The following is a 24049-nucleotide window of genomic DNA, read 5'->3' on the forward strand; positions in this document are numbered from 1 at the left end:
GCGGCGGGACGGCGTGAGTCCGTGACACCGCCGAAGGATTAAAAATGTCGGCCTCAACTACTTCCCCCGACGCTATTGTCATGACATTATGGGTGTTGTCGACATGGCCGTCGGCCCCTGAGAGGAGACCTCCTTGGTAGACATCGCCCTTGACCCGAACATGTACTACCGCACCATGTCCACGGTGCGTACGCTCTACAAGGCCGCAGAGCTGGGCTTCGAGCACGTCGAGCTCTCGCCCAACGCGGACTTCCACTTCTGGCACCACCGCCCCGCCGCCGACGATGCTTTTGTCGCCGAGCTCAACAAGGCCCAGAAGGAGACGGGCGTCAAGGTGCGCACCCTCAACCCCGTCTTCAACTGGTCCTCGCCCGACGAGGAGGAACGGCGTGCCCAGGTGTCCAACTGGCGTCGCCTGCTCGAGCTCGCCGACCAGATCGACGTCCGCGAGATCACCTCGGAGTTCTCCGGGGACCGCAACCAGGCCCGCCGCAGCGAGGAGCAGTGGTTCCGCTCCATCGAGGAGCTCATCCCCGACTTCGAGCGCTATGGCATCCGCCTCAACATGGAGGCCCACCCCTACGACTTCGTCGAGCTGCACGACCCGGCCCTGGGGCTGGTGCGTGCCGTCAACAAGGACTGGATCGGCTACGAGTTCTGCTGCCCGCACGTCTTCCACCTCTCCGACGGCGCCGGTGACGTCGAGCGCATGATCCGCACCGCCCACGAGGTCGGCAAGCTGCGCGAGGTGCACATCGCCGACGGCTTCAACCACCGCGCCAACGACGGCAACCGCTACATCATCAACCCGCCCGGCGCCGACGTCACCGTCCACCAGCACAACGAGGTCGGCAACGGCGAGATCGACTGGGACGCCGTCTTTGCCACGCTGCGCGACATCGGTTTCGATGGCGTGCTGTCCGTCTGCGTCTTCGGCTGGCACGAGCACGCCGATGACATCAACCGCCGAGTGCTGGCCCGGCTCCACAAAGAGCTCGGCTGACCCTCATCGGTCCTCTCCGTCCACTGTGAGGACCGCTTACCTTGCCGGCTCCCGCTCGTGCACTGCGGGGCGGTGGCCGGCGGACCGGGCCTCCCGGTTCATCCAGCAGCGCCCTTTTTCGCCCCCGCCAATGACGGCGGACGACCCAAGGAGTTCCGTCCAATGTCCACACCATCGAATTCTGCGGCGCAGTACACGCCGGAGAAGATCCGGGAGCTGGTCGATCAGACCCCCGCCTCGGGTCCGAAGCGCTCGCTCGGACTCATCGCCCTGGTCGCCACCCTCGGCTCGCTGCTCTTCGGCTACGACACCGGAGTGATCTCGGCCGCGCTGCCGTATATGTACCTGCCTCACGACGCCAACGGCCTTCAGATCAACTCGGTGGAGGAAGGCCTCGTGGGGACCTTCCTGTGCCTGGGCGCCGCGTTGGGCGCCTCGGTCGGCGGCAAGCTTTCCGACAAGTACGGGCGTCGCCACAACATCACGCTCCTGGCCGCCGTCTTCTTCTTCGGCGCACTGGGATGCACCTTCTCGCCGAACATCTGGGTCCTCTACTTCTTCCGGATCGTCCTGGGCTTCGCCGTCGGTGGCGCCTCGGCGACGGTCCCGGTCTTCCTCGGTGAGACGGCCCCCAAGCGCATCCGCGGAACGCTCGTGGCCGTGGACCAGATGATGATCGTCTTCGGTCAGTTCCTCGCCTTCTCGATGAACGCGGTCCTGACCCAGATCCACGGTGGTCCGGAGGTCACCGTCGCCAAAGACGTCGTCAACAGCTCCGGTGAGGTTGTCGCCAAGGCGGGCGAGACCGTTTCCTGGGAGTCGGTCCAGCACCTGGCCAACGTCGCCGTCGAGTCCGGTAACGGTACGACCTGGCGCTACATGCTCGTGCTGGCCTCGCTGCCGGCCATCGCGCTGTGGATCGGGATCCGTCTCATGCCGGAGTCCTCGCGCTGGTACGTCGCCAACCTGCGTATCGCCGAGGCCATCGGAGCCCTCAAGCGTGTACGTGACGAGTCCAAGGACGGCCCCATCTCCGACGAGATCGACGAGATGCTCGAGGTCCAGCGCAGGGAGGCCAGTCAGGAGAAATGGGGCCTGGCCCAGATCCTCGGCGTCAAATGGACCCGGCACCTGCTCATCATCGGCATCATCCTGGGCCTGGCCGACCAGCTCACCGGTATCAACACGGCCATGTACTACACGCCCAAGGTTCTCTCCGCGGCCGGTCTGCCCATGAGTGACGCGATCTCCCTCAACGTCGTCTCCGGATTCATCTCCTTCGTGGGATCGGCGGTCGGTCTGTGGCTGGTCACCAAATTCGCCCGCCGGCACGTGGGCATCTACCAGGAGGCCAGCATCGTGGTCTCACTGGGGCTCCTGGCCGCGGTCTTCTTCTTCCTCATCCAGCCCTATCAGGACGCCGACGGCAACATCAAGGGCGCTCCCGCCTTCGCCCCCTACCTGGTGCTGCTCATCGTCTCCCTGTTCGTCTTCGCCAAGCAGTCCGGAACGGTCACCTGGGTCCTCGTGGCGGAGATCTTCCCCGCCAAGGTCCGCGGCACGGCCATGGGGCTGGCGGTCGGCGCCCTGTGGATCGCCAACGCGATCGTCGCCCTGGTCTTCCCCATCATGATGGAGGGGCTCGGGGGAGCGGGCACCTACCTCATCTTCTGCCTCATCAACGTGCTCTCCCTCATCTTCTACATGAAGTACGTGCCCGAGACGAAGTACCACTCCCTGGAGGAGCTCGAGGAGCGCTTCGAGAAGGAGTTCAGCTGACGCGTTGGGGTACGGGGCTGCTGCAGTGCTGCGCCACTGACATGCCGGCGGATCTGAACGGATCGGATTGAAGCCGACCTCCCGGTTCTGACACACTGTCGCAGTCCCCGCCCGACGTCGTCAGCGTCAGCTGATGCCACATCTGAACAGACATCTACACACAATGCCGCCCATGACGTACACGGTGACCGGTCCATGAACCCGCATCCGCCGCGCAGCGCACCGCCCGCCCCGGTTCGCCTCAGGCTGTACGCATGGGCGGCAGGTCTGTTCCTCGGAGCCCTCGAAGGGGCGCTGGCCGTCGTCGTCGCGGACATCCGCAGCGGTGCACTGGCGTTGGTCTGCGTCGTCGGTGTGGCCATGGTTCTGGGGACCGTCGCCAGCAGGCCCCTCGCCCGGCACCTGGGCCGCAGGAGAACCGGCCTGGTCGTGGCCGTGCTGGCCGCAGTGGGGGCGGGGCTCGCAGCGGGGCTCGACGGTGTCCCCGCCCTCATCGGTGCCGGGCTCGCAGGATCGGCCGCCGGTGGGATGCTCGTCGTGGCGCCACTGGTCTGCCACGAGCTCTCCCTGAGGGGGCACAAGCGTCTCATGCCGCAGGCCATGGCCCTCGGTCCTGCTGGGGCGGGCGTCGCGACCCTGGCGGCCTGGTGGAGTCCGGCGCGCACCCCCACCGCCTGGGTGGTGGTCGCAGTGGCCGCGCTGGTCCACTTGTTCTGCGCCCTGCGCCTGCCCGAGAGCCCGGCCTGGCTGGTGCGGCAGAGCCGTGACGTCGAGGCCTTCGAGGCGCTGCGCCGCCTGCACGGGACCCTGGAGGCCTCTGTGGCCATCGACTGGACCCGACTGGATGCCGAGATGATGGCCGAGCAGCAGGCTCTGACCCCTGCGGACCTGCGGGTGCCCCAGGTGCGTACCGCCGTGCTGACCGGCGCCGTCCTCATCCTTGCCCAGGAGGCGCCGCTGGGTGCGGCGGCTCTGGTCCTGGCCCCGCTGGTCGCGGTCGACCTCGGGCTCGGAGCCGGTGCGATCGCCACCAGCGCCGCGGTCTGGGTCGGGTTGGCCCTTCTTGCCCTGGTGCTGGTGACCCGGATCGAGCAGCTGCGCTTCCTGCGCGTGGTCCTGGGCACTGTTGTGGCCGTCCTGGGGGCGACCTTCCTGATCACCGGCCTGACCCTTGGGGGAGTGGGCGGTGCCTGGACGATCGTCATCTCACTGGCGATCCTCGTGGCCAGCCAGTCGGTACTCGTCCTGCCGGCCTGTCAGGGTGCGATCGACCCGAGGATCCCGCCGTGGCTGGTCGAGGCTCAGCGGCGAGCCTCCGCGACGGGTGGGGCCCTGGCGCGCGCCGGCGTCCTCATCGCGGCGCTGCTCGTCGTGGCTCATCTCGGGGCATCTGTCCTGTATTGGGCGGCCTTCGCGCTGTCGCTGGTCAGCGTCGTCGTCGTGCTCCTGCGGCTGCCGCGCGAGCTGAAGGTCTGAGGGGGTAAGTGCAGAGCGGGTCTGAGGGCAGGGTCCGCGCATCCGACTTCGGACCTATGGTTTGTCAGGACAAATGTCGTATGGTGGGAGTACGGCCGGAGAAGGCCGCCCGACGGTCTGACGTCGTCGACACCTGACAGAGAGGCACCTGAGCATGACGAGCAACGAGGCAGTCCAGGCCTCAGAGACAACCGAGTCCATTCCCGAAACCATGAAGGCCGCGGTCCTGCGTGACCACGAGGTCGGCCTGGAGATCGAGACCCTGCGCACCCCCCGGCCCAAGAGTGGTGAGGTCCTCATCAAGGTGGCCGCCTGCGGGCTGTGCCACTCCGACCTCCACGTCATCGGTGGCGCCATCGCCTTCCCTCTGCCGGCGGTGCTCGGCCACGAGGTCTCCGGCACCATCGTGGAGCTCGGCCCCGGCAACGACCACACCGGTCTGAAGGTCGGGCAGAAGGTGGCCGGGGGCTTCCTCATGCCCTGCGGTCAGTGCGACGCCTGCGCCTCGGGACGCGACGAGCTGTGCGGTCCCTTCTTCGACCTCAACCGTCTTAAGGGCGTCCTCTACGACGGCACCACCCGCCTGGCCACCCCCGACGGCGAACCGGTGGCGATGTACTCCATGGGCGGCCTGGCCGAGTACGCCGTCGTGCCCTCCACCGCCGTCGCCCCCGTGCCCGACTCCATCGACATGGTGCCGGCGGCCATCCTGGGCTGCGCCGCCATGACCGGCTACGGGGCTGTACGCCGCGGCGCCGACCTGCGCTACGGGGAGACCGTCGCCGTGGTCGCTACCGGCGGCGTGGGCACCAACATCGTCCAGATCGCCCGGGCCTTCGGTGCCAGCCAGGTCATCGCCATCGACGTCGATGACGACAAGCTCGCCCCAATGCTCGGCTACGGGGCCACCGCCGTGGTCAACTCGGTCACCCAGGATGCCCGCGAGGAGGTCTTCCGACTCACCGGCGGTAAGGGCGTCGATGTCTCCTTCGAGGCTCTGGGCATCCCCGCCACCTGGACCACCGCTCTGGACGTCCTGGCCGATGGTGGTCGAATGGTTCCGATCGGCCTGGGCGCCGGTGTGCAGACGGCCGGTGTGGAGATCAACCGCACCGTGCGCCGCTCGCAGTCGATCCTCGGCTCCTACGGGGCACGCACCCGCCAGGACCTGCCGGCCGTCGTCGACCTGGCCGACAAGGGCGTCATCAACTACCGTGACGTCGTCTCGCGCCGCCTGCCGCTTGATGAGGCCGGTGCCGGCTACACCGCGCTGCGCAACCGCGAGATCCAGGGGCGCGCCGTCGTCGACATGTCGCTGTAGGTCCAGGCGGTGAGCCCCGGTCGTCGGAGCTTTCCGCGCTTGTCCTTGCGCCTCCTGCTCGGGCCCTGTCGGCTTGAGCAGGAGGCGCAATGTGTGATCCGAAACTGAGGCGGAGGGCGCGTCGTGTCCAGATCGGTGACAAAGGAGCCCGTGGCCCGATCAGGCCGTCAACGGAACCGCGGAATCACGCGGTTTCTTATCGGTGGTGTGAGCCTGGATTCCGCCTTTGTATCCGATTTGGACATCTCGGGTGTCGTTGCGGTGCGCCGTCAACCGTGGAGGGCGTCTGACTGACTAGTGTGACCACCGCAAGGAGCGAAGGAGGAGCCCCGTATGTCCACTGAACTGGAGCGCACCTTGGAGCGCAACAAGGAGAACGTCAAGGCCTTCTACGACCTCATGTTCAATCAGTGTCGGCCGAGGGAGGCGCTGGAGCGCTACGCCGGTGACGAGTACCGGCAGCACAACACTCACGTGGCCGACGGCAAGGAGGCCTTCGTCGAGTACTTCGAGCGGATGGCTCGTGACTACCCCGGAAAGAGCGTGGAGTTCGTGCGTGCCTTCGCCGAGGGGGACTACGTCATCCTGCACTGCCACCAGCGGTGGCCGGGGTCGGACGACTACGCGGGCATCGACATCTTCCGTCTCGATGAGCGTGGCCGGATCGTGGAGCACTGGGACGTGCTCCAGGTGATCCCGGAGACCTCTGCCAACGACAACGGCATGTTCTGACTCCGGCGCGGGCGCCGGCACGTCAGCTCTGCGCCAGCGCCTTCCAGGCCTCAATGCTGGCGGCGATGTCCCCGGGGACGGCGATGGAGCGCTGCTCGATCTGCTGAGGGACCTCCGGTTCCTGGTTGAGGGTGGCGAAGGTGGCCGAGGAATTGGCGTAGGTCCGCTGCCAGAAGGGGAACTTGATGAGTGAGGGCGTGTTCCACCCCACCCCGATCTCCAGGTAGAGGACCCGATCCGACTCGTGTTCGGACAGGAACCTGTGGTATCGCTCGGCCGCGGTGTGCCAGCGATCGTCTTCCACGAAGGTGCTATCCACTCGCAGATTCATTGCCGCGGGCTCCCCGCACCGGGGGCATGTGGGCAGCGAGGATGAGGGGATGCGCAGGTCCTGCTGGTGGGCCACCATCTTGTGCACGGCCGACTCGTTGGACCACGTGCCGGCGTGGCAGGGAACGGAGCACTGCCACAACCCGTAGTCGCCCTGAGTGGCGAAGAGGAGCGACTCGTCGAAGCCATTGCGGGCGAAGGCGTGGTCGACGTTCGTGGTGATGACGAAGTAGTCCGTGTCCACCAAACCATTCAGGATGGCCCTTAGGTCCTGGTAGAGGGGGAGGATGGGGTTGTCGTAGCGGTTGGCCATGATGTGTCGCGACCAGTACGCCCACCGGTGCTCCGGCGTTGGGAAAGGATAGAACCCGGAGGAGTACATGTCGCTCAGGCCGAACTCCTCGATGAAGTCCGGGAAGAGACGCGCGAAGCGGGGGCCTGAGTAGGACAGACCCGCCGCAGCCGACAACCCCGAACCGGCCCCGAGAACGACGGCGTCGGCCCGGGAGGCTGCGTCGGCCAGGTGCCGGATCGCCTCTGAGCTCTCAGCGGTCAGGGCCGAGGAGACCGCGGTAGATCGATTCGTCGATCGGGTCGAAGACATTGAAGACCACCTTCGTGAGTGACTGGCAGTGGGGGAGGACTTCGCGGACGGTACGGACCGCGATAACGGCGGCCTCGGTCTTGGGGTAGCCGAAGACACCGGTGGAGATGCAGCACAGCGCGATGCTGGAGGCCCCCAGCTCCTCGGCGGTGAGCAGGCAGGATCGGTAGGAGGAGGCCAGGAGCACCTCATGCTCTGGGGTCGGCTCACCGTGCACGATCGGTCCGACGGTGTGGATGACCTGGGTGGCCGGCAGGTGGTAGCCCCTGGTCACCGTTGCTGTGCCGGTAGGTTCGGGGCGGTCCCGAGAGGCCATGATGTCCGCGCACTCCTGGCGCAGCCAGGGGCCTGCGGCCGAGTGGATGGCGTTGTCGATGCAGGCGTGCAGCGGCTGGAAGCATCCGAGGAGAGCGGAGTTCGCCGCGTTGACGATCGCGTCGGCCCGGATCGTTGTGATGTCGCCGCGCCACAGAGACAGGCGCGGGTCCACCTCCGTTCCCGGCAGGCTGAGGGCGTCGACGGTTTCTCGCTCGGCCGCCTCGGCGGCCAGGAGCCGCTCCAGTGAGACGTTTAGCTCTGCGGGCAGCGGGATCGCGGGTCGCATGGCGAGCAGGGCCTGCAGTGCCAGCCGGCGCCGACCAGGATCGCCGGCCGAGACGGTGTCCAGGAGCTGCTGGCCGTTGGGCTGCTCCTGAAGCAGGAGGGCCAGCGATGTATCAACGAGGGCGCTGCGCTGAGGCTGAGTCAGTGGAAGCGATGTCATGCAGGTCCTCTCAGCTGATGACGGAAAAGACGCTTAGTTACTAGTACATATTAAGTATCATGAAGAGAGTATTAGGGATAGGGTGAGTTCTGCGTCGTCTGTCATAGGGTGCTCGACCGTTGTGGTCCTGGCTCTCGGTGAGGCCTGCATGGAGCGGTGGTGCAGCCGCGGGCATGAGAAAAGGGGCGCCGCCTGTGCGGTGCCCCTCGGGTTGCCATGGCTGCGCGGGCTTCCTTGGCCGCGCAGCCTCGTTGTCCTGTGCCCTGCCGGGCTGGGTCCGGGTCCTGCGTTGCTCGTGATGCGTGGCCCGGATCCGGTGGTGAGCTTCAGTGAGCTCGTTGGAGTCGTCTACGCTCAGCGGGCCTCGAGGAGGTTCACGCCGGTGTAGATGCCCACGCCCATGGTGATCGCGGCCAGGACGGAGGAGGCGAACATGAGGGTCGGGATGCCGGTGACGGCGCCGACGACGGCCATGACCATGACGGCGAACATGACGGCGATCATGGCGACTGCGAAGGTGAGGCGGTTGGCCTCGGTCTGCGTGTCGGTAGTGGTTGCCTGAGTGGCGGTGGTCTCGACGGTCTGGGTGGGGCGCTCGGTGGTGGTGGCGGTCATGTGAGTGTTCCTCTCGGTGTGCGTCGAGCAGGTCCGCCTGACCATGAGTCGTGCGTCCCTGCACGACTGTGTGCAGCCCGTGGGCCGGACGGAGGTTTCTCCGTCACGTAGAACTCTAGGAACGCTCCATCCGATTGTCTAGACAAAGGATCGTGACGTGTGTTGCGTCGATGGTTCGTGTGTCACATGGAATCACTGGGAGGAGTGCGGTTCGGTTGCGAAGGTGCGTGGCGAGTATGGCGTCATTGAGGGCATTCCTGGCACCGGTGGGAGCTTGGGAGGGGTGGTGTTGTGGTGGTTTTGATCTGGAGACGTGACCTGTGCTGCAGGAGCGCGACATCAACCACTGGTCTAGTCATCCTGTGGTGGCGGGCAACGCCGAGAGGCGGCGACGCCGTCGGCCGGCAGGGCGGAAGGCGATCGGTTACCGCCCCGGCTATCCTGTTCCGGTGACGACCAGCCAGACCTCTCCCAGCGCCGTCGGCCCCGTCCTCGTGGTGGACTTCGGTGCGCAGTACGCCCAGCTCATCGCCCGCCGTGTGCGCGAGGCCGGCGTCTACTCCGAGATCGTGCCCCACTCCATGGATGCCGCCGCCATGCTGGACAAGCAGCCGGCGGCCATCATCCTTTCCGGCGGTCCGTCGTCGGTCTACGCCGACGGCGCCCCGTCCGTCGATCCGGCCGTCTTCGACGCCGGGGTCCCGGTCCTGGGGATCTGTTACGGCTTCCAGGCTATGGCCCAGGTGCTGGGAGGGACGGTCGGGCGCACCGGTACCCGCGAGTACGGGCACACCCCCGCCCGCGTGGAGGAGGGCTCCTGCCTGTTCGCCGGCACCCCGGACGACCAGGTGGTGTGGATGAGTCACGGCGACGCGGTCCAGGCCGCCCCCGAGGGCTTCACTGTCACCGCCTCCACCTCCCAGACGCCGGTGGCCGCCTTCGAGAACCCGAAGCGGCGCCTCTACGGACTGCAGTGGCACCCCGAGGTCCTCCACTCCGAGCACGGGCAGGCCGCGCTGGTCAACTTTCTGCACAAGGAGGCGGGGCTGCCGGCCACCTGGACCCCGGACAACATCATCGACGAGCAGGTGGCCCGCATCCGCGAGCAGGTGGGCGACGCCCACGTCATCTGCGGCCTGAGCGGGGGAGTGGACTCATCCGTGGCCGCCGCCCTCGTCCATCGCGCCGTCGGCGACCAGCTCACCTGCATCTTCGTCGACCACGGCCTGCTGCGCGCCGGCGAGCGCGAGCAGGTGGAGCACGACTACGCCGAGGGCATGGGCATCCGGGTCATCACGGTCGACGAGACCGAGCGCTTCCTGAGCGCCCTGGCCGGCGTCACCGAGCCGGAGGCCAAGCGCAAGATCATCGGCCGGGAATTCATCCGCTCCTTCGAGGCCGCCCAGCGCCGCGTCGTTGAGGCCGTCGGGGCCGAGGGCGGCGAGATCCGCTTCCTGGTCCAGGGGACCCTGTATCCCGACGTCGTCGAGTCCGGTGGGGGAGAGGGCGCCGCCAATATCAAGAGCCACCACAACGTCGGCGGCCTGCCCGAGGACCTCGACTTCCAGCTCATCGAGCCGCTGCGCGAGCTGTTCAAGGACGAGGTGCGCACCATCGGCCGCGAGCTGGGCGTGCCGGAGAAGATCGTCGCCCGCCAGCCCTTCCCCGGGCCGGGGCTCGGCATCCGCGTCATCGGCGAGGTGACGGCCGAGAACCTGCGCGTCCTGCGGGCCGCTGACGCCATCGCCCGCGAGGAGCTCACCGCCGCCGGGCTCGACGGCGAGATCTGGCAGTGCCCAGTGGTGCTGTTGGCGGACGTGCGCTCCGTGGGCGTCCAGGGAGATGGGCGCACCTACGGTCACCCCATTGTTCTGCGGCCGGTCAGCAGTGAGGACGCCATGACGGCCGACTGGACCCGACTGCCCTACGACGTCCTGGCGCGCATCTCCAACCGGATCACCAACTCCGTGCCGGAGGTCAACCGGGTGGTGCTCGACTGCACGAGCAAGCCCCCGGGCACCATCGAGTGGGAGTGACGGGCGGGCCTGAGTGTGGCCGCTGCCGTTGCGCGGGCCCCGCTGGCGCTGAAGCGCTGGTGGGGCCCACTTCGTTTGCCTGGATACCGGTAAGAACGGTGCGCCGGATTCGCAGGCATGATGACTTGTTGGTTCTCAATTCTGCTGGCGAGCATTTAAAATCACTGGTGGGTATTCGCTTGGTGTCACCATTGATGGAACCGATTCTCTTGTCGTCGCTCCAGATGCCATCGACTCTCTGACGACGCTGTACAACGGTGCCAGTGTCACCGGAAGTGTTGTTCGGGCGGTTCCCGTCGACGGCGCGCAGGACGGAGTCCTCGCGGTTCGTCCCGGCCTGCTTGCGGACAAGGTCTTCGTTGCCGTGAAGTAGCGTTTGCGCCTCAGTCTTCAATGTCGGGGTCGGTCGTCGAGGCGGCGGTCGGTCCCGACGATGCTTGCTCTGGGGCCTCGGGAGTAGGGCGGCCAGGTTGTGAGGATGCTCGGGTCGGCCGTCCCACACGAAGGGAACGGAGAATCTGGGGCAGTATGAGCCCAGTGCTTCTTGTGCCACCGGATCGACCGGTGCGGTGGCGCTCTTCAGCCTGACACCGACTGCAGACCGAGGATCAGCCGTGACCGATCACCCCACTGAGCCCACCACCACCGACCCCGAGGCGGAGGCCGTCCACTGGACCACTCCGCCCACCGACGGCGGTGAGCGCCTCGATGGGCGCTCGGCCGCTTTGGTGAGTGCCGACCGCGTCCTCACCGGTCGGCGCGGCCAGGTGGAGGGCAGCCTCGAGACCATTGGAATCCGGCCCAGTAGCCCGAGCGAGGCCGAGGTCGTCCAAGCGCGCACGGCCGGCCAGGGTGGTGCTGTCCTCCTGAGGGGACGGGACATCGTCGCCGTCGGAACGACCGCAGATCTCGAGGGACGCCTGGCCGAGCTCCTTCCCGACGTTGACCCCAACGACGTCGTACGCGTGGACCTGCCCGGTACCACTCTCATGCCCGGGCTCATTGAGACCCACGACCACCTGCCCACCTCCGGGACCGACGTCGAGTACCCCGACTACGGGCCCCATGAGGTCGCCCGCCTCACTCTCAACGCCGTCCGCGCCGCCCGCGAGCTGCTCAGCGAGGGCGTCACCAGCGTCCAGTCCCTCGGAGCGCGCCACTACGTCGACGTCGCCCTGCGCGACGCCGTCGATGTCGGAGACCTGCGCGGGCCCCGGATCATCGCCTCCGGGCCGCAGATCACCACGACCGGCGGGCACGCCCACCACGCCGGAGGCGCCGCGGACTCCTTGGACGAGATCCGCCACCAGGTTCGCCACCACCACCTCATGGGCGCCGACACGATCAAGGTGATGGCCACCGGTGGCTTCATGACCGATGGTTCTGCTCCTTGGTTCGCCCAGTTCACGACCGAGGAGCTGTGAGTCCTGTTCGACGAGGCCCACCGCCTGGGGAGGTGGACGGCCGCCCACGCTCACGGCACCCAGGGCATCGAGCGGGCCGTGCGTGCCGGGGTCGACTACATCGCCCACGCCTCCTTCGTCTCGGCGGCCGGGCGCAGCGAGTTCGACCCATACCTGGCCGATGAGATGTCGCGGGCCGGCGTGTACGTCGACTGCACGATCGTGGCCGATCTTCCCGGCATCATCGCGGCTGACCCGGCCTTCGCCCCACCCGCCCGCCAGCTGTGGGAGCACGGGGTGAGAATCGTCGCCGGCCACGACGCCGGGATCCCCGCCTCCCCGCAGCGTGCCTACGTCGGTGGGCTCCAGGCCCTGGAGTCCGTGGGTCTGCCCCGTACCGAGGTGCTGCTGGCCGCCACCTCCAGGGCCGCCGCCGCGATCGGGTGTGCCGGCGTCACCGGGGTACTCACCCCCGGCTTCGAGGCCGACCTCATCGCGGTCGCCGGGGACCCGCGCCAGGGCCTGGCCGCCCTGCATGACCTGCGCCTCGTGGTGGTTCGCGGCCGCGAGTTCCGCCCCGATCGGGTCGAGGGCCTGGCCGCCTCCGAGACTCCTGCCGAGGCAGTCGGTCCGTCGGCGACCCTGGCCGAGTGGCGAGAGCGCAGCGCCCGAGCAGCTCGCCACCCGGAGGTCTGAGCGTGCAGGATCAGGCACCAGGCAGGCGGAGAGGCAGTCGGAAAGACTCCTGGGGACCGGCTCGCGCCCGGCTGACCGACCTGGCCGAGGACTACGCCCGACTCCTGGCCTCACAGGACGCTGGAAGACCAGCTGGCCCACGGTGACGTCACCCGCGCTTTACAGCGATGACCGCGCACGGGTGCGGCCCACGGCCATGGCCACCGAGAAGATCGCGATGGCGAACAGGGCGCAGATCCCGCCGTCCACGAGCAAGGGGCGAATGATGCTGGCGGACATCGAGGTCGCATCGTAGGCCCCGGAGATCGCCTGGTCCGCCCAGTAGCCGGGCGTGAGCCTGGCAGCCCGGGCGACGGCGTCGGGTAGCCACTCGATCGGTACCCAGGCTCCGGCCAGGAAGGACATGGCCAAGCCTCCGATATTGGCGACGGCGTTGGCCGCGTTCTGGCTCAGGCCGAGCTGTCCCATGAGGAATCCTATCGAGACCGCCACGAGCATGTAGGCGCCCAGGGCCGCTGCGACCACGCCCAGGAGCGGGGCTGATGTGGTCACGGTGCCGGCCTCGAAGGCAGTGATCCCCAGCCCGAGGACCCACACCCACCCGACGGCCCCGACGACGAGGCCCGCGCCCAGCAGCCCGAGGTTGCGGGACCTGCTGCTCACCGGGGCGGAGTCAAGACGGGAACGGATTGCCCGGCGCCCCAGCGCTGTCATGAGCGTGGAGATCGTGACGATCGCGAAGGTCATGAGCGGGTATAAGGAGAAGCGGGCGTAGACGAGGAAGCTGTGCGACAGGGATGTGGTATCCGGGGTGATCCGCTCGGCCGGGGCGGAGCGGTTCATCGTCTCCTTGGCCAGGGCGACGGCCTGAGCCGGATCGTCGGTGAGTGTTGACAGGTAGTCGGCGACCTGTCCCGTGTAGGAGTCGGTACGCACTTTCATGAGTGCGCCGGAGGCGGACTCGTACCCGATGACCGTGTCCATCTGAGGTGGCTCAGCACCCTCATGAGCCGTCTGCTGGAGCTGTTTCCCGTATCCGGCGGGGATGATGAGGATGTAGCTGATGCGGTCCTGCGCGGTGGCGTCCTGGATGGCCTGCCTGGAGTCCTCGAGCGGCTGAACCTTGCCGACGGACTCGACATAGTCCTTGACCCCGCGGGAGATCGTGGAGTCGTCGCGGTCGACAACGGCCACGTTCGCCGTGGCGGTCGTGACCTGACTGGAGTAGTCCTCGGACCTGGCCATGCCGGTGAACAGACCGAACGTGGATAGCAGCACCAGGTAGATGAGGATGTACAGCCGGTGAGCGGCCACAATTCTCACACACGTCTTAAAGGTGCTCATGGGTCATCCTCCTGGCACGGATCAGGGCGATAGTCAGGAACAGGCATGTCATGCCCAGCAGGACTGCGCAGCTGCGGGTGAAGGGCTCCAGGGAGTCGTAGTACAGGAGCCCGTAGAAGCAGCGGGCGGTCTGCCACAGGGGATTGGCCTGCACCAGCAGCGGGACATGACTCTCGACGGAAATGGCCAGGGACTGGGCCGCGGGACCGTACAGGCCGGTGAACAACGACAGCAGGGAGGTGATCCCGGAGATCATCCCGACCTCCAGACGTCCGAGCGTCCCCAACATGGCACCTGCTGCGCTCGACATGAGGCTGCAGACCCCGATCGCTACGAGGCACAGGAGCGTGTGGGGCCCGAAGTCCACGCCCACGACCGAGGCCATGAAGGCGAAGGCGATGAGCAGACAGGCAAGGACGCACACCCAGGAGGCCGCGAGCGTGGCCGTGAGGACCTTCCAGCGGGACAGGCCCGCCAGGGTCTGCCGGGCGCCCACCGGTGAGACGGCCATGATTCCCTTCACGGCCACCAAGGCCACGGTCGTCCCCATGCCGCAGGCGAAGGCCAGCAGCGCGAAGTAGTAGTGGGTTTCGGGCTTGACGGGAGATGGCGTTACTGAGAGCGAGTGGGTGAAGGACTGGTCGGTCTCAAGGGCGGCCAGCCGCTCGGGCGCCGTCCCCTCCTTGATCAAGGACTTGTACTCGGCCCGTCTCTGGGTGTAGGAGTCCATGACCACCCGCAGCACCCGAGTCGTCTCGGCCCCATTGCCCTTCTGAGTCACGTGCAGCACCGGTTCGCCGTTCTCGACGGCGAGGTAGCCGTTGGTCTCTCCCCGTTTCGCGGCGGCCTCAGCCTCCGAGGCGGTGGAGTGGGTGACCTTGGTGATGAGGTGGGGGTCGGCGTCGTCGGCGGAGATCCGCTTGACGACGGCGTCCAGTCCCGGATCCGCCCGGTAGGCCTTGTCCTGGACGACGCCGAAGCTCATGGGGTTGGCCTCGTAGGCCTCGTTCAGGTTGGAGAACTGCGCCATGAAGATGAGGGACAGGACGATCGGGAAGCCGAGTGTCCATACGAGCAGGATGCGGTCGCGCAGGAGCCTGAGCACCTGGTAGGAGAAGACGGTCAGCATCTCAGGCCGCCTCGTCGCGCAGGGCCCGCCCGGTGATCTCCAGGAAGACGTCGTTGAGGGTCGGGGGTTCGGAGGTCACCCGGCCGCAGGTCGCCCCCGCTTCTTCCAACGCCTTCATGACGTCGGAGAGGTTATGGGCCCCGGGAGAGCACTCGATGAGCACCTCGCCGTCCTGGTGGGTGGCCGTGCGCACATGCTCCAGCCGACGAAGTCCCTCCAGTGCCTCCTCGCCCAGGGGAACTGGATCGACGACCTCCAGGCGGATGCGCTCAGCGGTACCGATCATGGCCTTGAGCTCGTTGGAGGTTCCGGAGGCCACCTGCCGGCCGCGGTCCATGATGGCGATTCGGTGGCACAGCTGCTCCACCTCCTCCATATAGTGGCTCGTGTAGATGATGGTGGCGCCGCGTTCGTTGAGACGCTTGATGCCGTCCAGGATCGCGTTGCGGCTCTGCGGGTCGACGGCGACCGTGGGCTCATCGAGGATGATGAGGTCGGGGCCGTGGGCGATGCCACAGGCGATGTTGAGACGGCGCAGCAGGCCGCCGGAGAGCTTCTTGGGCTTGAACTTCACGAACTTCTCCAGGCCGACGAAGGCGATCGCCTCGGCCACCAGGCGGCGCCGCTCGGCGCGATCGCGAACGTAGAGAGCGCAGAAGGCGTTGACGTTCTCCGCCACCGTGAGCTCGTCGAAGACGGCAACGTCCTGAGGCACCACGCCGATGCGGCGCTTGAGTCCGTAGGCGGTGGGCGTCATCGGCTCGCCGAAGACGCGGATCGAGCCCTTGTCGTAGGCGAGTAGCTGAAGGATGCAGCTGATCGTCGTCGTCTTGCCCGAGCCGTTGGGGCCGAGCAGCCCCAGCACCTGACCGCGCGGGATCTTGAGGGACAGGCCGTCGACCGCGACCAGCTCCCCGTAGCGCTTGATCAGGGAGCCGACCTCCACCGCCGGGCCGACATCCCTGGTCCCGTCTTTGACTTCCATCTCGGTTCCTTTCTTCCCACCGGTGTCCCCCCGGCTCATGACCCCCATGTTCCTGCGGGGGCGGTGACGGCCAGAAGTGCCTGCCGTCATGATCCGGGTGGGCAGCCATGACTTCTGTCATGAGATTCGTCAACAGGGTCGCCAGATCGGTCTGACGGGCTTGAAAGCGCCGGCGATCGTCGATAATCGAGGCGTGAAGGTACTGGTCGACAAGATCGTGCTGCTGTGCGGCTGTGTCCTGCTGGCCCTGCTCACCATGGAGACGGACGCGGTCGCCATGGTCTGGCTGCTCGGTGCCGTGGCTGTCAGCGGGATGGGCACGTTTGCCGACCGGAGCCGCTGGGTGATCGTGATGCCCGTCGCCTACCTCCTGCTCGGAACCCTCACGACGGCCTCCGTGGTCGGGGCTCCGCTGGCCGCCTACGATCTGGCCCGCTTCGCCGCGTCCGGGAATCGTCGCGAGCGGGTGGCGGCTGCAACCGGTGGCCTTCCGCTCGCGGCCGTTGTGGCCAGACAAGTGTCGAGGACACCGGTACTGGCTCTCGCCCTGGCGATCTGCGCGCTCGCGGCCCTCCTTGCGCTGCGCACCACCCAGGAGGAAGCGGTGCGGATGAGCCTGCATGTGGTGCGAGACGACCTGCGCGAAAAGGTCCTCACCCTGCAGGACACCAACGCCCGGCTGCTCCGGGCTCAGGACTACGAGCTGCGCGCCGCCGCCCTGGCCGAGCGCACCAGGATCGCCCGCGAGATCCACGATGGCGTCGGCCATCTTCTCACCCGCCTCCTGCTGCAGGTCAAGGCCCTCCAGGTCGTTCACCGGGACGAGCCGGGCGTCGTCTCCGACCTCGCCACCCTGGATACGGGCCTCGACGAGGCTCTGGACTCCATGCGCCGCTCCGTCCACGCCCTGTCCGATGAGGGCGAGGAACTGGCCACCTCCCTCAACCTCCTGGGCTCGCGCTGCGGCATCGACTCCGTGAGCGTCGACTGCTCCACCGACGTCGAGCCCCCGGCGGCGGTAGCGCGCTGCATCGGTGCCGTCGTGCGCGAGGCCCTGACCAACGCCGCCCGCCATGGTAGGGCCCACTCGGCCCGAGTTGTGGTCACCGACTACCCTGCGTTCTGGCAGGTCACGGTCGACAATGACGGCGTCGTGCCCGTCGAGGACGAGCCGGCCGTGGACGGCCATGGGAGCGCGGGCCTGGGGCTGCGCTCCATGACTGAGCGGGTCGAGGCCCTGGGCGGCCGGGTACGGATCACCCCGCGACCGCGGTTCACGGTCTTCGCCACGATCCCCAAGAACGGACAGGGGAAAGAAGGAGCATTATGAGAGTCCTCATCGTCGACGACGACGCGCTCGTCGCCCAGTCCCTGTCCACGATCCTGTCGGTCGAGGACGACGTCGACGTCGTCGGCCTGGGCAGCTCGGGTCCCGAGGCCATCGAGCGCTACCGGGAGCTGGCTCCGGACATCCTCCTCATGGACATCCAGATGCCGGGCGGTGACGGGCTCAGCGCTGCCGAGCAGATCCTGGCCGAGGACGCAGGAGCGCGCATCGTCTTCCTGACCACCTTCTCCGACGACGAGTACATCGTGCGGGCCCTCAAGATGGGCTCGCGCGGCTACCTCATCAAGCAGGACGTCGCCCAGGTCGCCCCGGCGCTGCGGTCCGTCATGGCCGGGGTGTGCGTCCTGGAGGGGGAGGTGCTCGAGCGCAGCGCCACCATGGGGCTCAGCGCCCGGCCGCAGGCGAGTGGGACGGACCGGGGCCGGGAGCATCAGGACCCTCGGAGCACGGCCTTCGCGGCCCTGACCGACCGCGAGTACGAAGTAGTCGAGGCCGTGGCCGAGGGACTGGACAACGGCGAGGTGGCGGCGCGGCTGTTCATGAGCGAGGGCACGGTGCGCAACCACATCAGCGCGATCCTGGCCAAGCTGGGCCTGCGCAACCGCACCCAGGTCGCCGTCATGTACTACCGCGCCGCGCAGACTGGCTGACCCCAGCTCGTCCGTGCCGACGCAGATGGGCCTCTTGCTGCTCATGCCGATGGGGTACTAGGCGGATCGCCTGTCAGCTCAGAGCGTCGTAGTCGGCGTCGGACACCGGCTCGCACCACTCGGTGGAGCTGCGCTCGCCAGGAACCTCCAGGGTGATGTGCTGGAAGGCCGTATCGGCGGCCGTCCCGTGCCAGTGCTTGAGGCCGGCCGGGATGTTGACGACGTCGCCGGGCCTGAGCTCACGAGCGGGCTTGCCCCAGGCCTGGTACCAACCCCGGCCGCCGATGACGATGAGCACCTGCCCGCCGCCGCTGGCGGCGTGGTGGATGTGCCAGTTGTTGCGGCAGCCGGGCTCGCCCCTGCCTCACTTCATCACCGACGCTCCCTCCTTCTCGGCCCCAGTGCCCGGCCGGGTCATCGTGCCCATCCGGGACGCGGCGGCGCACGCGACCTTCTACCTGCTGGTCCGCACCGACTGCCGCCAGGAGGCCGAGAACCTCTTCGACTGGGTGAGCCGGCAGTGACCAGCAGTGACCAGCGTGGCCTGACGGGAGCGACGTGCGCCGTCGGCGACAGGCGTCCCGCCGGGATTCAGGAACTCTCCATATGGTCGATAAACGCCACATGCCGGATCGAAATTGCGCCACATACCGTACTGGATAGACGCCACATGAGGGGTTAGAATGGCGCCAACATCCGGATCGAGGCCGGATCCTGCAAGAGAGGCTGAAGAACCAGTGGGTCAGAACGGCTATCTGCCGCGGGTTGTCGACCAAGTCGTCCAGGACTCGCTCGGCTACTCGGGAGGCGTCCTCCTCGAAGGAGTGCGGGCCTGTGGCAAGACCATAACCGGCCGCCGGCATGCCTCCTCCGAGGTGGCCCTCGACTCAGGGCTGCCGCAGCTGCGCGCGGCCCTGGAGGTCGACCCGTCCCTGATTCTGGCCGGGGAGGTTCCACGTCTTATCGATGAGTGGCAGATCGAGCCCTCCCTGTGGAATCTGGTGCGTCGAGAGATCGACTCGCGTCAGCGTCCGGGACAGTTCCTCCTGACCGGATCCTCCGTCCCGGTTGAGGACGCTGCCCGCCACTCAGGTGCACATCGGGTATCGCGAATCCGCATGCGTCCGATGACCCTGTTCGAGCGCGGTCTCGGCGATGGAGGCGTCTCACTTGCCGGGCTGTTCGATGGTCAGGCTCCCGAACCTGTGCTGGGCTCGGGAACGAGCATGGCCGAGGTCCTTGACGAGCTGGTCCACGGAGGGTGGCCCGGGGATCGTGATCTGACGACTTCTCAGGCACAACGTCATCTGCAGGACTATGTCGATGACATCATCAATATTGACATCGGCCGTCTCGATGGTGAGCCGCGCCGGGACCCCTTGAGGATGCGTGCCCTCATACGGTCTCTCGCCCGGCATATATCGACGGAGGCCTCTTTCGCCGCCATCGCGAAGCATGTCTCCGGACAATCGTTGTCCGGAGAGACGGCGATCGCTTACGTGAACGCCCTCAAGCGCCTGTTCGTCGTCGAGGAGCAGCCGGCCTGGGCTCCTCATTTGAGGTCTCGCTATGCGGTGCGGACGTCGTCGAAACTGCACTTCGTTGATCCCGCGCTGGCTGCGGCAGTGACCGCGACTTCGCCGGGGCGTTTGATGCAGGACCTGGGGACTGCCGGGTTCTGGTTCGAGTCGCTGGTCGTGCAGCACCTGAGGGTCTTCGCTGAGGTGCTGGGTGGTCGCATCTATCATTTCCGGGACAAGTCGGGCAGAGAGGCGGACGTTATTGTCGAGCTCGATGACGGACGGTGGGCTGCCTTCGAGGTCAAGCTAGGACAGAGACAGATTCCTGCGGCTCAGTCCTCGCTGGCGGCGTTCGTGGGAGATATCGACACGGCGCGGACGCCTCTCCCACAGTTCAGGGCTGTTGTTACTGCGGACGGTCCCACGATGATGCTTCCCGATGGCGCTGTGACCTTCCCTCTGAAGGCTTTGAGTCCCTGATCGTCGCACTGTCATGTGATGACGATTGCCGCCCCACTTGACCGCCAGTGGCGGTAATAGGGGGGCGTGGTTGGGCTAGGCGAGCTCCCCGGTGACGATGCGGACCAGATCTCGGCGCGCCCGGCGCCCCTCCGGGGTAGGGAACATCGGGTAGACGTGGTTGAGCCCCTCGCCGACGTGCAGCGTCGAGTCGACCCCGGCCTCCAGGAGCTTGGCGTGGAAGAGCGTGTTGTCCGGAAGGAAGATCTCCCGGCTCCCCACGAAGGTCGTCACCTTCTTCAGACCCGAGAGATCGCCGTAGATGGGGGAGAGGTGCCAGTCGGTTGGCGGCGTGCCGCCGGCCCAGGAACGGCCGATCTCGGCGAGGGGTTCAGGAGTCATGAGCGGGTCGGCGTCGATGTAGTCGGCGATATCCGGGTTGGTATTGGTGATGTCGACCCATGGCGAGATGAGAGCGAGCTCGTCGGGCTGAGCGTCGCCGGCCTCGGCCAGGGACAGGGCGATGACCGCTGCCAGGCCCCCGCCCGCACTGTCCCCCATGAGGATGATCCGTTTGCCCGGGTTCTCCTCGACCGTGCGCCGATAGAGAGCCAATACCAGCCGGTGCGCCTCCTCCCAGGTGTGGTGGGGTGTCAGTGGGTAGAGCGGCATGACGATGTCGGCCCCCGTCCTGCGGGCAAGGTGGTCGATCAGCCAGGCGTGCGCGGAGGCAGCCGTCGAGATGTAGCCGCCGCCGTGGAGATAGACGATGACGGTCTTCGACGGCGTCTGTGGGCGGACGTAGTAGACGGGCATGCCGGAGTCCTCGCGCCGCTCCAGGTCGTAGAAGAAGCGACCCCAGGTCGGGAATGTGACGGCGCGGCGAGGCTCGGGACGACTGGCCAGTCGAGCAATCCGTTCGGTGATCGGAATGCAGGCTGCCAGCGCCTTGATCGGCCGGGTGCTGTACTCCGCCAGGCTCGCTGCGGCCGAGCGCCTGTAGCGTTTGCGGGAGTAGAGGCTGAAGGCACCCACCGTCAGGCCGACACTGGCCACGCCGACGGCGATCCTGCTTCCGCTGACTGCCCTGAACATCCTCATGATTCCTCCGCTCCGCAGGGCGCCGAATGCTGTCCGAAGACATCTCCGGATCCGGTACCTGCCCCGTCTATCGTAGGATCAGAGCGCTGCGATGATGGGGTGAATCCAGCTCGTTCACTCAGTGCGGAGAAATGTATGGCGCCACCGTGGACTCCGGTACCGACGAGGAGAGAAAACCACATGGAAACCTACGAGACCGAGCACCTCAACGCCGTCCGCGCCCTGGCCCCCGAGTGCATGGTGCTGCTGCGCTCCGACGGTGCCTTCCCCCTGGCGGAACCGGGCGAGATCGCCCTGTTCGGATCCGGCGCCCGCGACACCATCAAGGGCGGCACCGGCAGCGGTGACGTCAACTCCCGCCACGTCACCACCATCGAGGAAGGACTGGAAGCGGCCGGCTTCACCGTCGTCACCAGGCCCTGGCTGGATGCCTACGACCGCGTCCGCGACCAGGCCCACCAGGACTTCATCGCCGATATCAGGGCCGAGGCGGCCGAGCGCGGCGTCCCCGCCATCATGATCGGCATGGGCTCGGTCATGCCTGAGCCAGAACACACGATCCCACTCGACGTCCAGACCGACGCCGACCCCGAGACGGCCGTCTACGTCCTGGCCCGCACCTCCGGGGAGGGCAGCGACCGCACTCCTGAGGCCGGGGACCTCAGGCTCACCGACACCGAGGTCCGTGACATCCTCGCCCTGAGCGAGCGCTTCGAGAGGTTCCTCCTCGTCCTCAACGTGGGCGGCGTCGTCGACCTCAGCCCGCTGGGCGACGTCAGCAACATCCTCCTGCTCTCCCAGCTCGGCGCGACCATCGGTGACGCCTTCGCCGACGTCCTCCTGGGGCGGGCCTACCCCTCCGGCAAGCTCGCCACCACCTGGGCCGCCTGGGACGAGGATGACCAGATCGGTGACTTCGGTGACCCGGATGACACCCACTACCGTGAGGGAGTCTACGTCGGCTACCGCTTCTACGACTCGGTCGGCAAGGAACCCCTCTTCCCCTTCGGATTCGGACTGGGCTACACGACCTTCGACGTCGAAATCCACCAGGCGAGCCTTGATGGGGCTCGCGTGAGCATCGGCGTTGACGTCACCAACACCGGCGAGTACCTGGGCAAGGAGACTGTCCAGGTCTACGTAGGTGTCCCGGCCGGTCGCCTCGACCAGCCGTTCCAGGCGCTCGCCGGCTTCACCAAGACCGACGAGATCGCCCCCGGCGCCACGGCGCACGTCACCATCGACATCGACCTGACCGATCTGGCCTCCTACGACGAGGCACTCCACGCCACGGTCCTGGAAGCCGGCCGCTACCTGCTGCGGGTGGGAGCTTCCAGCCGGCACCTGAGCCCCGTCGCCGTCGTCGAGCTCGCCCGGGATGCGACCGTGCGACGCCTGACCGGCGACCTGGGCGAGCCTGGCTTCACCGACTGGAAGCCCGAGGCTCCGATCCTCCTCGACATCCCGGCCGGCCTACCGGTACTCGCCGTCGATCCGGCCCACCTGCGCCTGTCGGATCACGCCGAGCCCGTTGAGCAGTCCGCGCCGGAGGGCTTCGACGAGGCGCTCGCCCTGGCCCGGGACCTGTCCGACGACGAGCTCATCTACACCGTTCTGGGCGACTACCGCAGCGGTGAGGAATCGGGCTCCATCATCGGGGCCGCCTCCACCACCGTCATCGGCGTGGCGGGACAGACCACCACCCGGATCCCCGGCCTGCCCAGCATCATCATGGCCGACGGTCCCGCCGGACTGCGCCTGGCCCCCACCTACGGCGTTGACGCCGAGGGCCCCTTCTCCCTGGCCGACTCCAGCCTGCCCGCCACCTTCCTCGAGCTCATGGACGACGCCGGACGTGAGGCTCTCGGCATCGCCGATGCCCCCGAACCTCGAGAGCCTGCCGAGATCCGCGAGCAGTACACCACCGCCATCCCCATCGGCACCGCGCTCGCCCAATCCTGGAACCCGGGCCTGGCGCAGCGGCTCGGCAACGTCGTCGGGGCCGAGATGGAGCGCTTCGGTATCCACCTCTGGCTCGCCCCCGCCTTCAACCTGCACCGCTCCGTCCTGTGCGGACGAAACTTCGAGTACCTCTCCGAGGACCCGCTGCTGGCCGGGTGCATCGCCGCCGCCATCACCCGTGGCGTCCAGTCCCACCCAGGGCGGGGCGTGACCATCAAGCACCTGGTCTGCAACAACCAGGAGACCAACCGCCTCAACTCCAACAGCCGGGTCAGCCCGCGTGCCCTGCGCGACCTCTACCTGCGGGCCTTTGAGATCTGCGTGCGCCAGGCCCGGCCCGACGCGATCATGACCTCCTACAACCTCATCAACGGCGTCCACACCTCGGAGTCGGCCGAGCTGCTCGAGGTCATCCTGCGCCAGGAATGGGGCTTCGACGGCTTGGTCATGACCGACTGGGTCGTCGACGGCATGACCCGTAGCGACACGAAGCACCCGCGCGCCACCGCGGCCGCCACCGTCAAGGCCGGCAACGAGCTCTTCATGCCCGGAGGCGAGTCGGATCGGGAGGACCTCCTGGCCGCGCTCAGGCGGGGGCGCGACGGTCGGCTGCCCGATGGGCAGACCGAGCCGGACGACGACGGCGCGGACCTGATGCGCGCCGAGCTCGAGAGGCAGGCCGCCCGCGTCATTCGCATGGCCCGGAGGCTTGCCGGCCCTGGAGCCGGATATGTGAAGAAATTGAGGCCGGACGCCTCGTGGACCAGGAGCAGGGGTGGATCGGCGTAGCCGA

19 protein-coding genes and 1 pseudogene are annotated in these 24049 nt (G+C 67.4%); 12 read left to right on the forward strand and 8 right to left on the reverse strand.

Going from position 1 to position 24049, the window contains the following annotated elements; all coding sequences use genetic code 11:
• Positions 1 to 133 precede the first annotated feature (133 nt).
• From HMPREF9056_RS05880 to HMPREF9056_RS05900, 5 genes are all read left to right on the forward strand, one after another.
• Positions 134 to 1003, forward strand: a complete 870-nt coding sequence (locus HMPREF9056_RS05880; protein ID WP_009403738.1) for a sugar phosphate isomerase/epimerase — start codon at positions 134 to 136, stop codon at positions 1001 to 1003.
• Between the two features lie 162 nt (positions 1004 to 1165).
• On the forward strand, positions 1166 to 2782 hold the full coding sequence (locus HMPREF9056_RS05885) for an MFS transporter (RefSeq protein WP_009403739.1): 1617 nt from the start codon (positions 1166 to 1168) through the stop codon (positions 2780 to 2782).
• A gap of 195 nt (positions 2783 to 2977) precedes the next feature.
• Positions 2978 to 4258 (forward strand): MFS transporter, encoded by a 1281-nt coding sequence (locus HMPREF9056_RS05890; RefSeq protein WP_009403741.1) that lies wholly within the window; start codon positions 2978 to 2980, stop codon positions 4256 to 4258.
• A gap of 154 nt (positions 4259 to 4412) precedes the next feature.
• On the forward strand, positions 4413 to 5579 hold the full coding sequence (locus HMPREF9056_RS05895; protein WP_009403742.1) for a zinc-binding dehydrogenase: 1167 nt from the start codon (positions 4413 to 4415) through the stop codon (positions 5577 to 5579).
• 333 nt (positions 5580 to 5912) lie between these two features.
• Entirely contained in the window at positions 5913 to 6311 is a 399-nt protein-coding gene (locus tag HMPREF9056_RS05900; RefSeq protein ID WP_009403744.1) for a nuclear transport factor 2 family protein, read from the forward strand.
• Between the two features lie 22 nt (positions 6312 to 6333).
• On the opposite strand, the gene HMPREF9056_RS05905 is transcribed toward HMPREF9056_RS05900, so the two are convergent.
• From HMPREF9056_RS05905 to HMPREF9056_RS05915, 3 genes are all read right to left on the reverse strand, one after another.
• The gene (locus HMPREF9056_RS05905; RefSeq protein WP_087942202.1) at positions 6334 to 7245 is read right to left on the reverse strand and encodes a Sir2 silent information regulator family NAD-dependent deacetylase; all 912 of its coding nucleotides are present in this window, start codon (positions 7243 to 7245) and stop codon (positions 6334 to 6336) included.
• Complete coding sequence (locus HMPREF9056_RS05910; RefSeq protein WP_009403746.1) at positions 7187 to 8008, reverse strand: protein-ADP-ribose hydrolase; 822 nt, start codon at positions 8006 to 8008, stop codon at positions 7187 to 7189. The genes HMPREF9056_RS05905 and HMPREF9056_RS05910 overlap by 59 nt, the downstream gene beginning before the upstream one ends.
• A 354-nt stretch (positions 8009 to 8362) precedes the next feature.
• Positions 8363 to 8623, reverse strand: coding sequence for a hypothetical protein (locus HMPREF9056_RS05915; protein WP_034514008.1), 261 nt, complete (start codon positions 8621 to 8623; stop codon positions 8363 to 8365).
• A gap of 449 nt (positions 8624 to 9072) precedes the next feature.
• Between HMPREF9056_RS05915 and guaA the strand changes: the two genes are divergently transcribed.
• Both guaA and HMPREF9056_RS05925 read left to right on the forward strand, forming a co-directional pair.
• Positions 9073 to 10659, forward strand: a complete 1587-nt coding sequence (guaA, locus tag HMPREF9056_RS05920; RefSeq protein ID WP_009403752.1) for a glutamine-hydrolyzing GMP synthase — start codon at positions 9073 to 9075, stop codon at positions 10657 to 10659.
• Between the two features lie 989 nt (positions 10660 to 11648).
• Positions 11649 to 12758 (forward strand): annotated as a pseudogene (locus tag HMPREF9056_RS05925) (amidohydrolase family protein).
• 159 nt (positions 12759 to 12917) lie between these two features.
• Here HMPREF9056_RS05925 and HMPREF9056_RS05930 read toward each other — a convergent pair.
• Genes HMPREF9056_RS05930 through HMPREF9056_RS05940 form a run of 3 tightly spaced genes read right to left on the reverse strand, consistent with a single transcriptional unit; the run spans position 12918 to position 16216 of the window.
• The gene (locus HMPREF9056_RS05930) at positions 12918 to 14102 is read right to left on the reverse strand and encodes an ABC transporter permease (protein ID WP_009403758.1); all 1185 of its coding nucleotides are present in this window, start codon (positions 14100 to 14102) and stop codon (positions 12918 to 12920) included.
• Complete coding sequence (locus HMPREF9056_RS05935; RefSeq protein ID WP_009403759.1) at positions 14089 to 15231, reverse strand: ABC transporter permease; 1143 nt, start codon at positions 15229 to 15231, stop codon at positions 14089 to 14091. The genes HMPREF9056_RS05930 and HMPREF9056_RS05935 overlap by 14 nt, the downstream gene beginning before the upstream one ends.
• A gap of 1 nt (position 15232) precedes the next feature.
• Positions 15233 to 16216: an ABC transporter ATP-binding protein gene (locus tag HMPREF9056_RS05940; RefSeq protein ID WP_034514011.1), complete on the reverse strand. Its 984-nt coding sequence runs from the start codon at positions 16214 to 16216 to the stop codon at positions 15233 to 15235.
• 193 nt (positions 16217 to 16409) lie between these two features.
• Between HMPREF9056_RS05940 and HMPREF9056_RS05945 the strand changes: the two genes are divergently transcribed.
• Positions 16410 to 17546, forward strand: coding sequence for a sensor histidine kinase (locus tag HMPREF9056_RS05945; RefSeq protein WP_034514013.1), 1137 nt, complete (start codon positions 16410 to 16412; stop codon positions 17544 to 17546).
• A complete protein-coding gene (locus HMPREF9056_RS05950) occupies positions 17543 to 18214 on the forward strand; it encodes a response regulator transcription factor (protein WP_009403765.1) in 672 nt (223 codons plus the stop codon). The genes HMPREF9056_RS05945 and HMPREF9056_RS05950 overlap by 4 nt, the downstream gene beginning before the upstream one ends.
• A 73-nt stretch (positions 18215 to 18287) precedes the next feature.
• Here HMPREF9056_RS05950 and HMPREF9056_RS05955 read toward each other — a convergent pair whose 3' ends face one another.
• Complete coding sequence (locus HMPREF9056_RS05955; RefSeq protein ID WP_009403767.1) at positions 18288 to 18512, reverse strand: hypothetical protein; 225 nt, start codon at positions 18510 to 18512, stop codon at positions 18288 to 18290.
• Between HMPREF9056_RS05955 and HMPREF9056_RS05960 the strand changes: the two genes are divergently transcribed.
• Together HMPREF9056_RS05960 and HMPREF9056_RS05965 are read left to right on the forward strand one after the other, a co-directional pair.
• Positions 18499 to 18738: a hypothetical protein gene (locus HMPREF9056_RS05960; protein ID WP_009403769.1), complete on the forward strand. Its 240-nt coding sequence runs from the start codon at positions 18499 to 18501 to the stop codon at positions 18736 to 18738. The genes HMPREF9056_RS05955 and HMPREF9056_RS05960 overlap by 14 nt on opposite strands.
• 159 nt (positions 18739 to 18897) lie before the next feature.
• Positions 18898 to 20214, forward strand: coding sequence for an ATP-binding protein (locus tag HMPREF9056_RS05965; RefSeq protein WP_087942205.1), 1317 nt, complete (start codon positions 18898 to 18900; stop codon positions 20212 to 20214).
• A gap of 75 nt (positions 20215 to 20289) precedes the next feature.
• Here HMPREF9056_RS05965 and HMPREF9056_RS05970 read toward each other — a convergent pair whose 3' ends face one another.
• Complete coding sequence (locus tag HMPREF9056_RS05970) at positions 20290 to 21294, reverse strand: alpha/beta hydrolase (RefSeq protein ID WP_009403771.1); 1005 nt, start codon at positions 21292 to 21294, stop codon at positions 20290 to 20292.
• A 180-nt stretch (positions 21295 to 21474) separates the two neighbouring features.
• Between HMPREF9056_RS05970 and HMPREF9056_RS05975 the strand changes: the two genes are divergently transcribed.
• Positions 21475 to 24045, forward strand: a complete 2571-nt coding sequence (locus HMPREF9056_RS05975; protein ID WP_009403772.1) for a glycoside hydrolase family 3 protein — start codon at positions 21475 to 21477, stop codon at positions 24043 to 24045.
• Positions 24046 to 24049: the final 4 nt, after the last annotated feature.

This window comes from Actinomyces sp. oral taxon 170 str. F0386 (assembly GCF_000195595.1).
Classification (GTDB): domain Bacteria; phylum Actinomycetota; class Actinomycetes; order Actinomycetales; family Actinomycetaceae; genus Actinomyces.

Excerpts from the sequence above, each read along its gene's own strand:
- HMPREF9056_RS05930 (WP_009403758.1), bottom strand. The coding sequence starts at position 14,102 with ATGAGCACCTTTAAGACGTGTGTGAGAATTGTGGCCGCTCACCGGCTG.
- HMPREF9056_RS05885 (WP_009403739.1), top strand. The coding sequence starts at position 1,166 with ATGTCCACACCATCGAATTCTGCGGCGCAGTACACGCCGGAGAAGATC.
- HMPREF9056_RS05910 (WP_009403746.1), bottom strand. The coding sequence starts at position 8,008 with ATGACATCGCTTCCACTGACTCAGCCTCAGCGCAGCGCCCTCGTTGAT.
- HMPREF9056_RS05960 (WP_009403769.1), top strand. The coding sequence starts at position 18,499 with ATGACGATGAGCACCTGCCCGCCGCCGCTGGCGGCGTGGTGGATGTGC.
- HMPREF9056_RS05975 (WP_009403772.1), top strand. The coding sequence starts at position 21,475 with ATGGAAACCTACGAGACCGAGCACCTCAACGCCGTCCGCGCCCTGGCC.
- HMPREF9056_RS05940 (WP_034514011.1), bottom strand. The coding sequence starts at position 16,216 with ATGGAAGTCAAAGACGGGACCAGGGATGTCGGCCCGGCGGTGGAGGTC.
- HMPREF9056_RS05900 (WP_009403744.1), top strand. The coding sequence starts at position 5,913 with ATGTCCACTGAACTGGAGCGCACCTTGGAGCGCAACAAGGAGAACGTC.
- HMPREF9056_RS05965 (WP_087942205.1), top strand. The coding sequence starts at position 18,898 with ATGGCGCCAACATCCGGATCGAGGCCGGATCCTGCAAGAGAGGCTGAA.
- HMPREF9056_RS05915 (WP_034514008.1), bottom strand. The coding sequence starts at position 8,623 with ATGACCGCCACCACCACCGAGCGCCCCACCCAGACCGTCGAGACCACC.
- HMPREF9056_RS05895 (WP_009403742.1), top strand. The coding sequence starts at position 4,413 with ATGACGAGCAACGAGGCAGTCCAGGCCTCAGAGACAACCGAGTCCATT.
- HMPREF9056_RS05890 (WP_009403741.1), top strand. The coding sequence starts at position 2,978 with ATGAACCCGCATCCGCCGCGCAGCGCACCGCCCGCCCCGGTTCGCCTC.
- HMPREF9056_RS05905 (WP_087942202.1), bottom strand. The coding sequence starts at position 7,245 with ATGTCTTCGACCCGATCGACGAATCGATCTACCGCGGTCTCCTCGGCC.
- HMPREF9056_RS05970 (WP_009403771.1), bottom strand. The coding sequence starts at position 21,294 with ATGAGGATGTTCAGGGCAGTCAGCGGAAGCAGGATCGCCGTCGGCGTG.
- HMPREF9056_RS05950 (WP_009403765.1), top strand. The coding sequence starts at position 17,543 with ATGAGAGTCCTCATCGTCGACGACGACGCGCTCGTCGCCCAGTCCCTG.
- HMPREF9056_RS05935 (WP_009403759.1), bottom strand. The coding sequence starts at position 15,231 with ATGCTGACCGTCTTCTCCTACCAGGTGCTCAGGCTCCTGCGCGACCGC.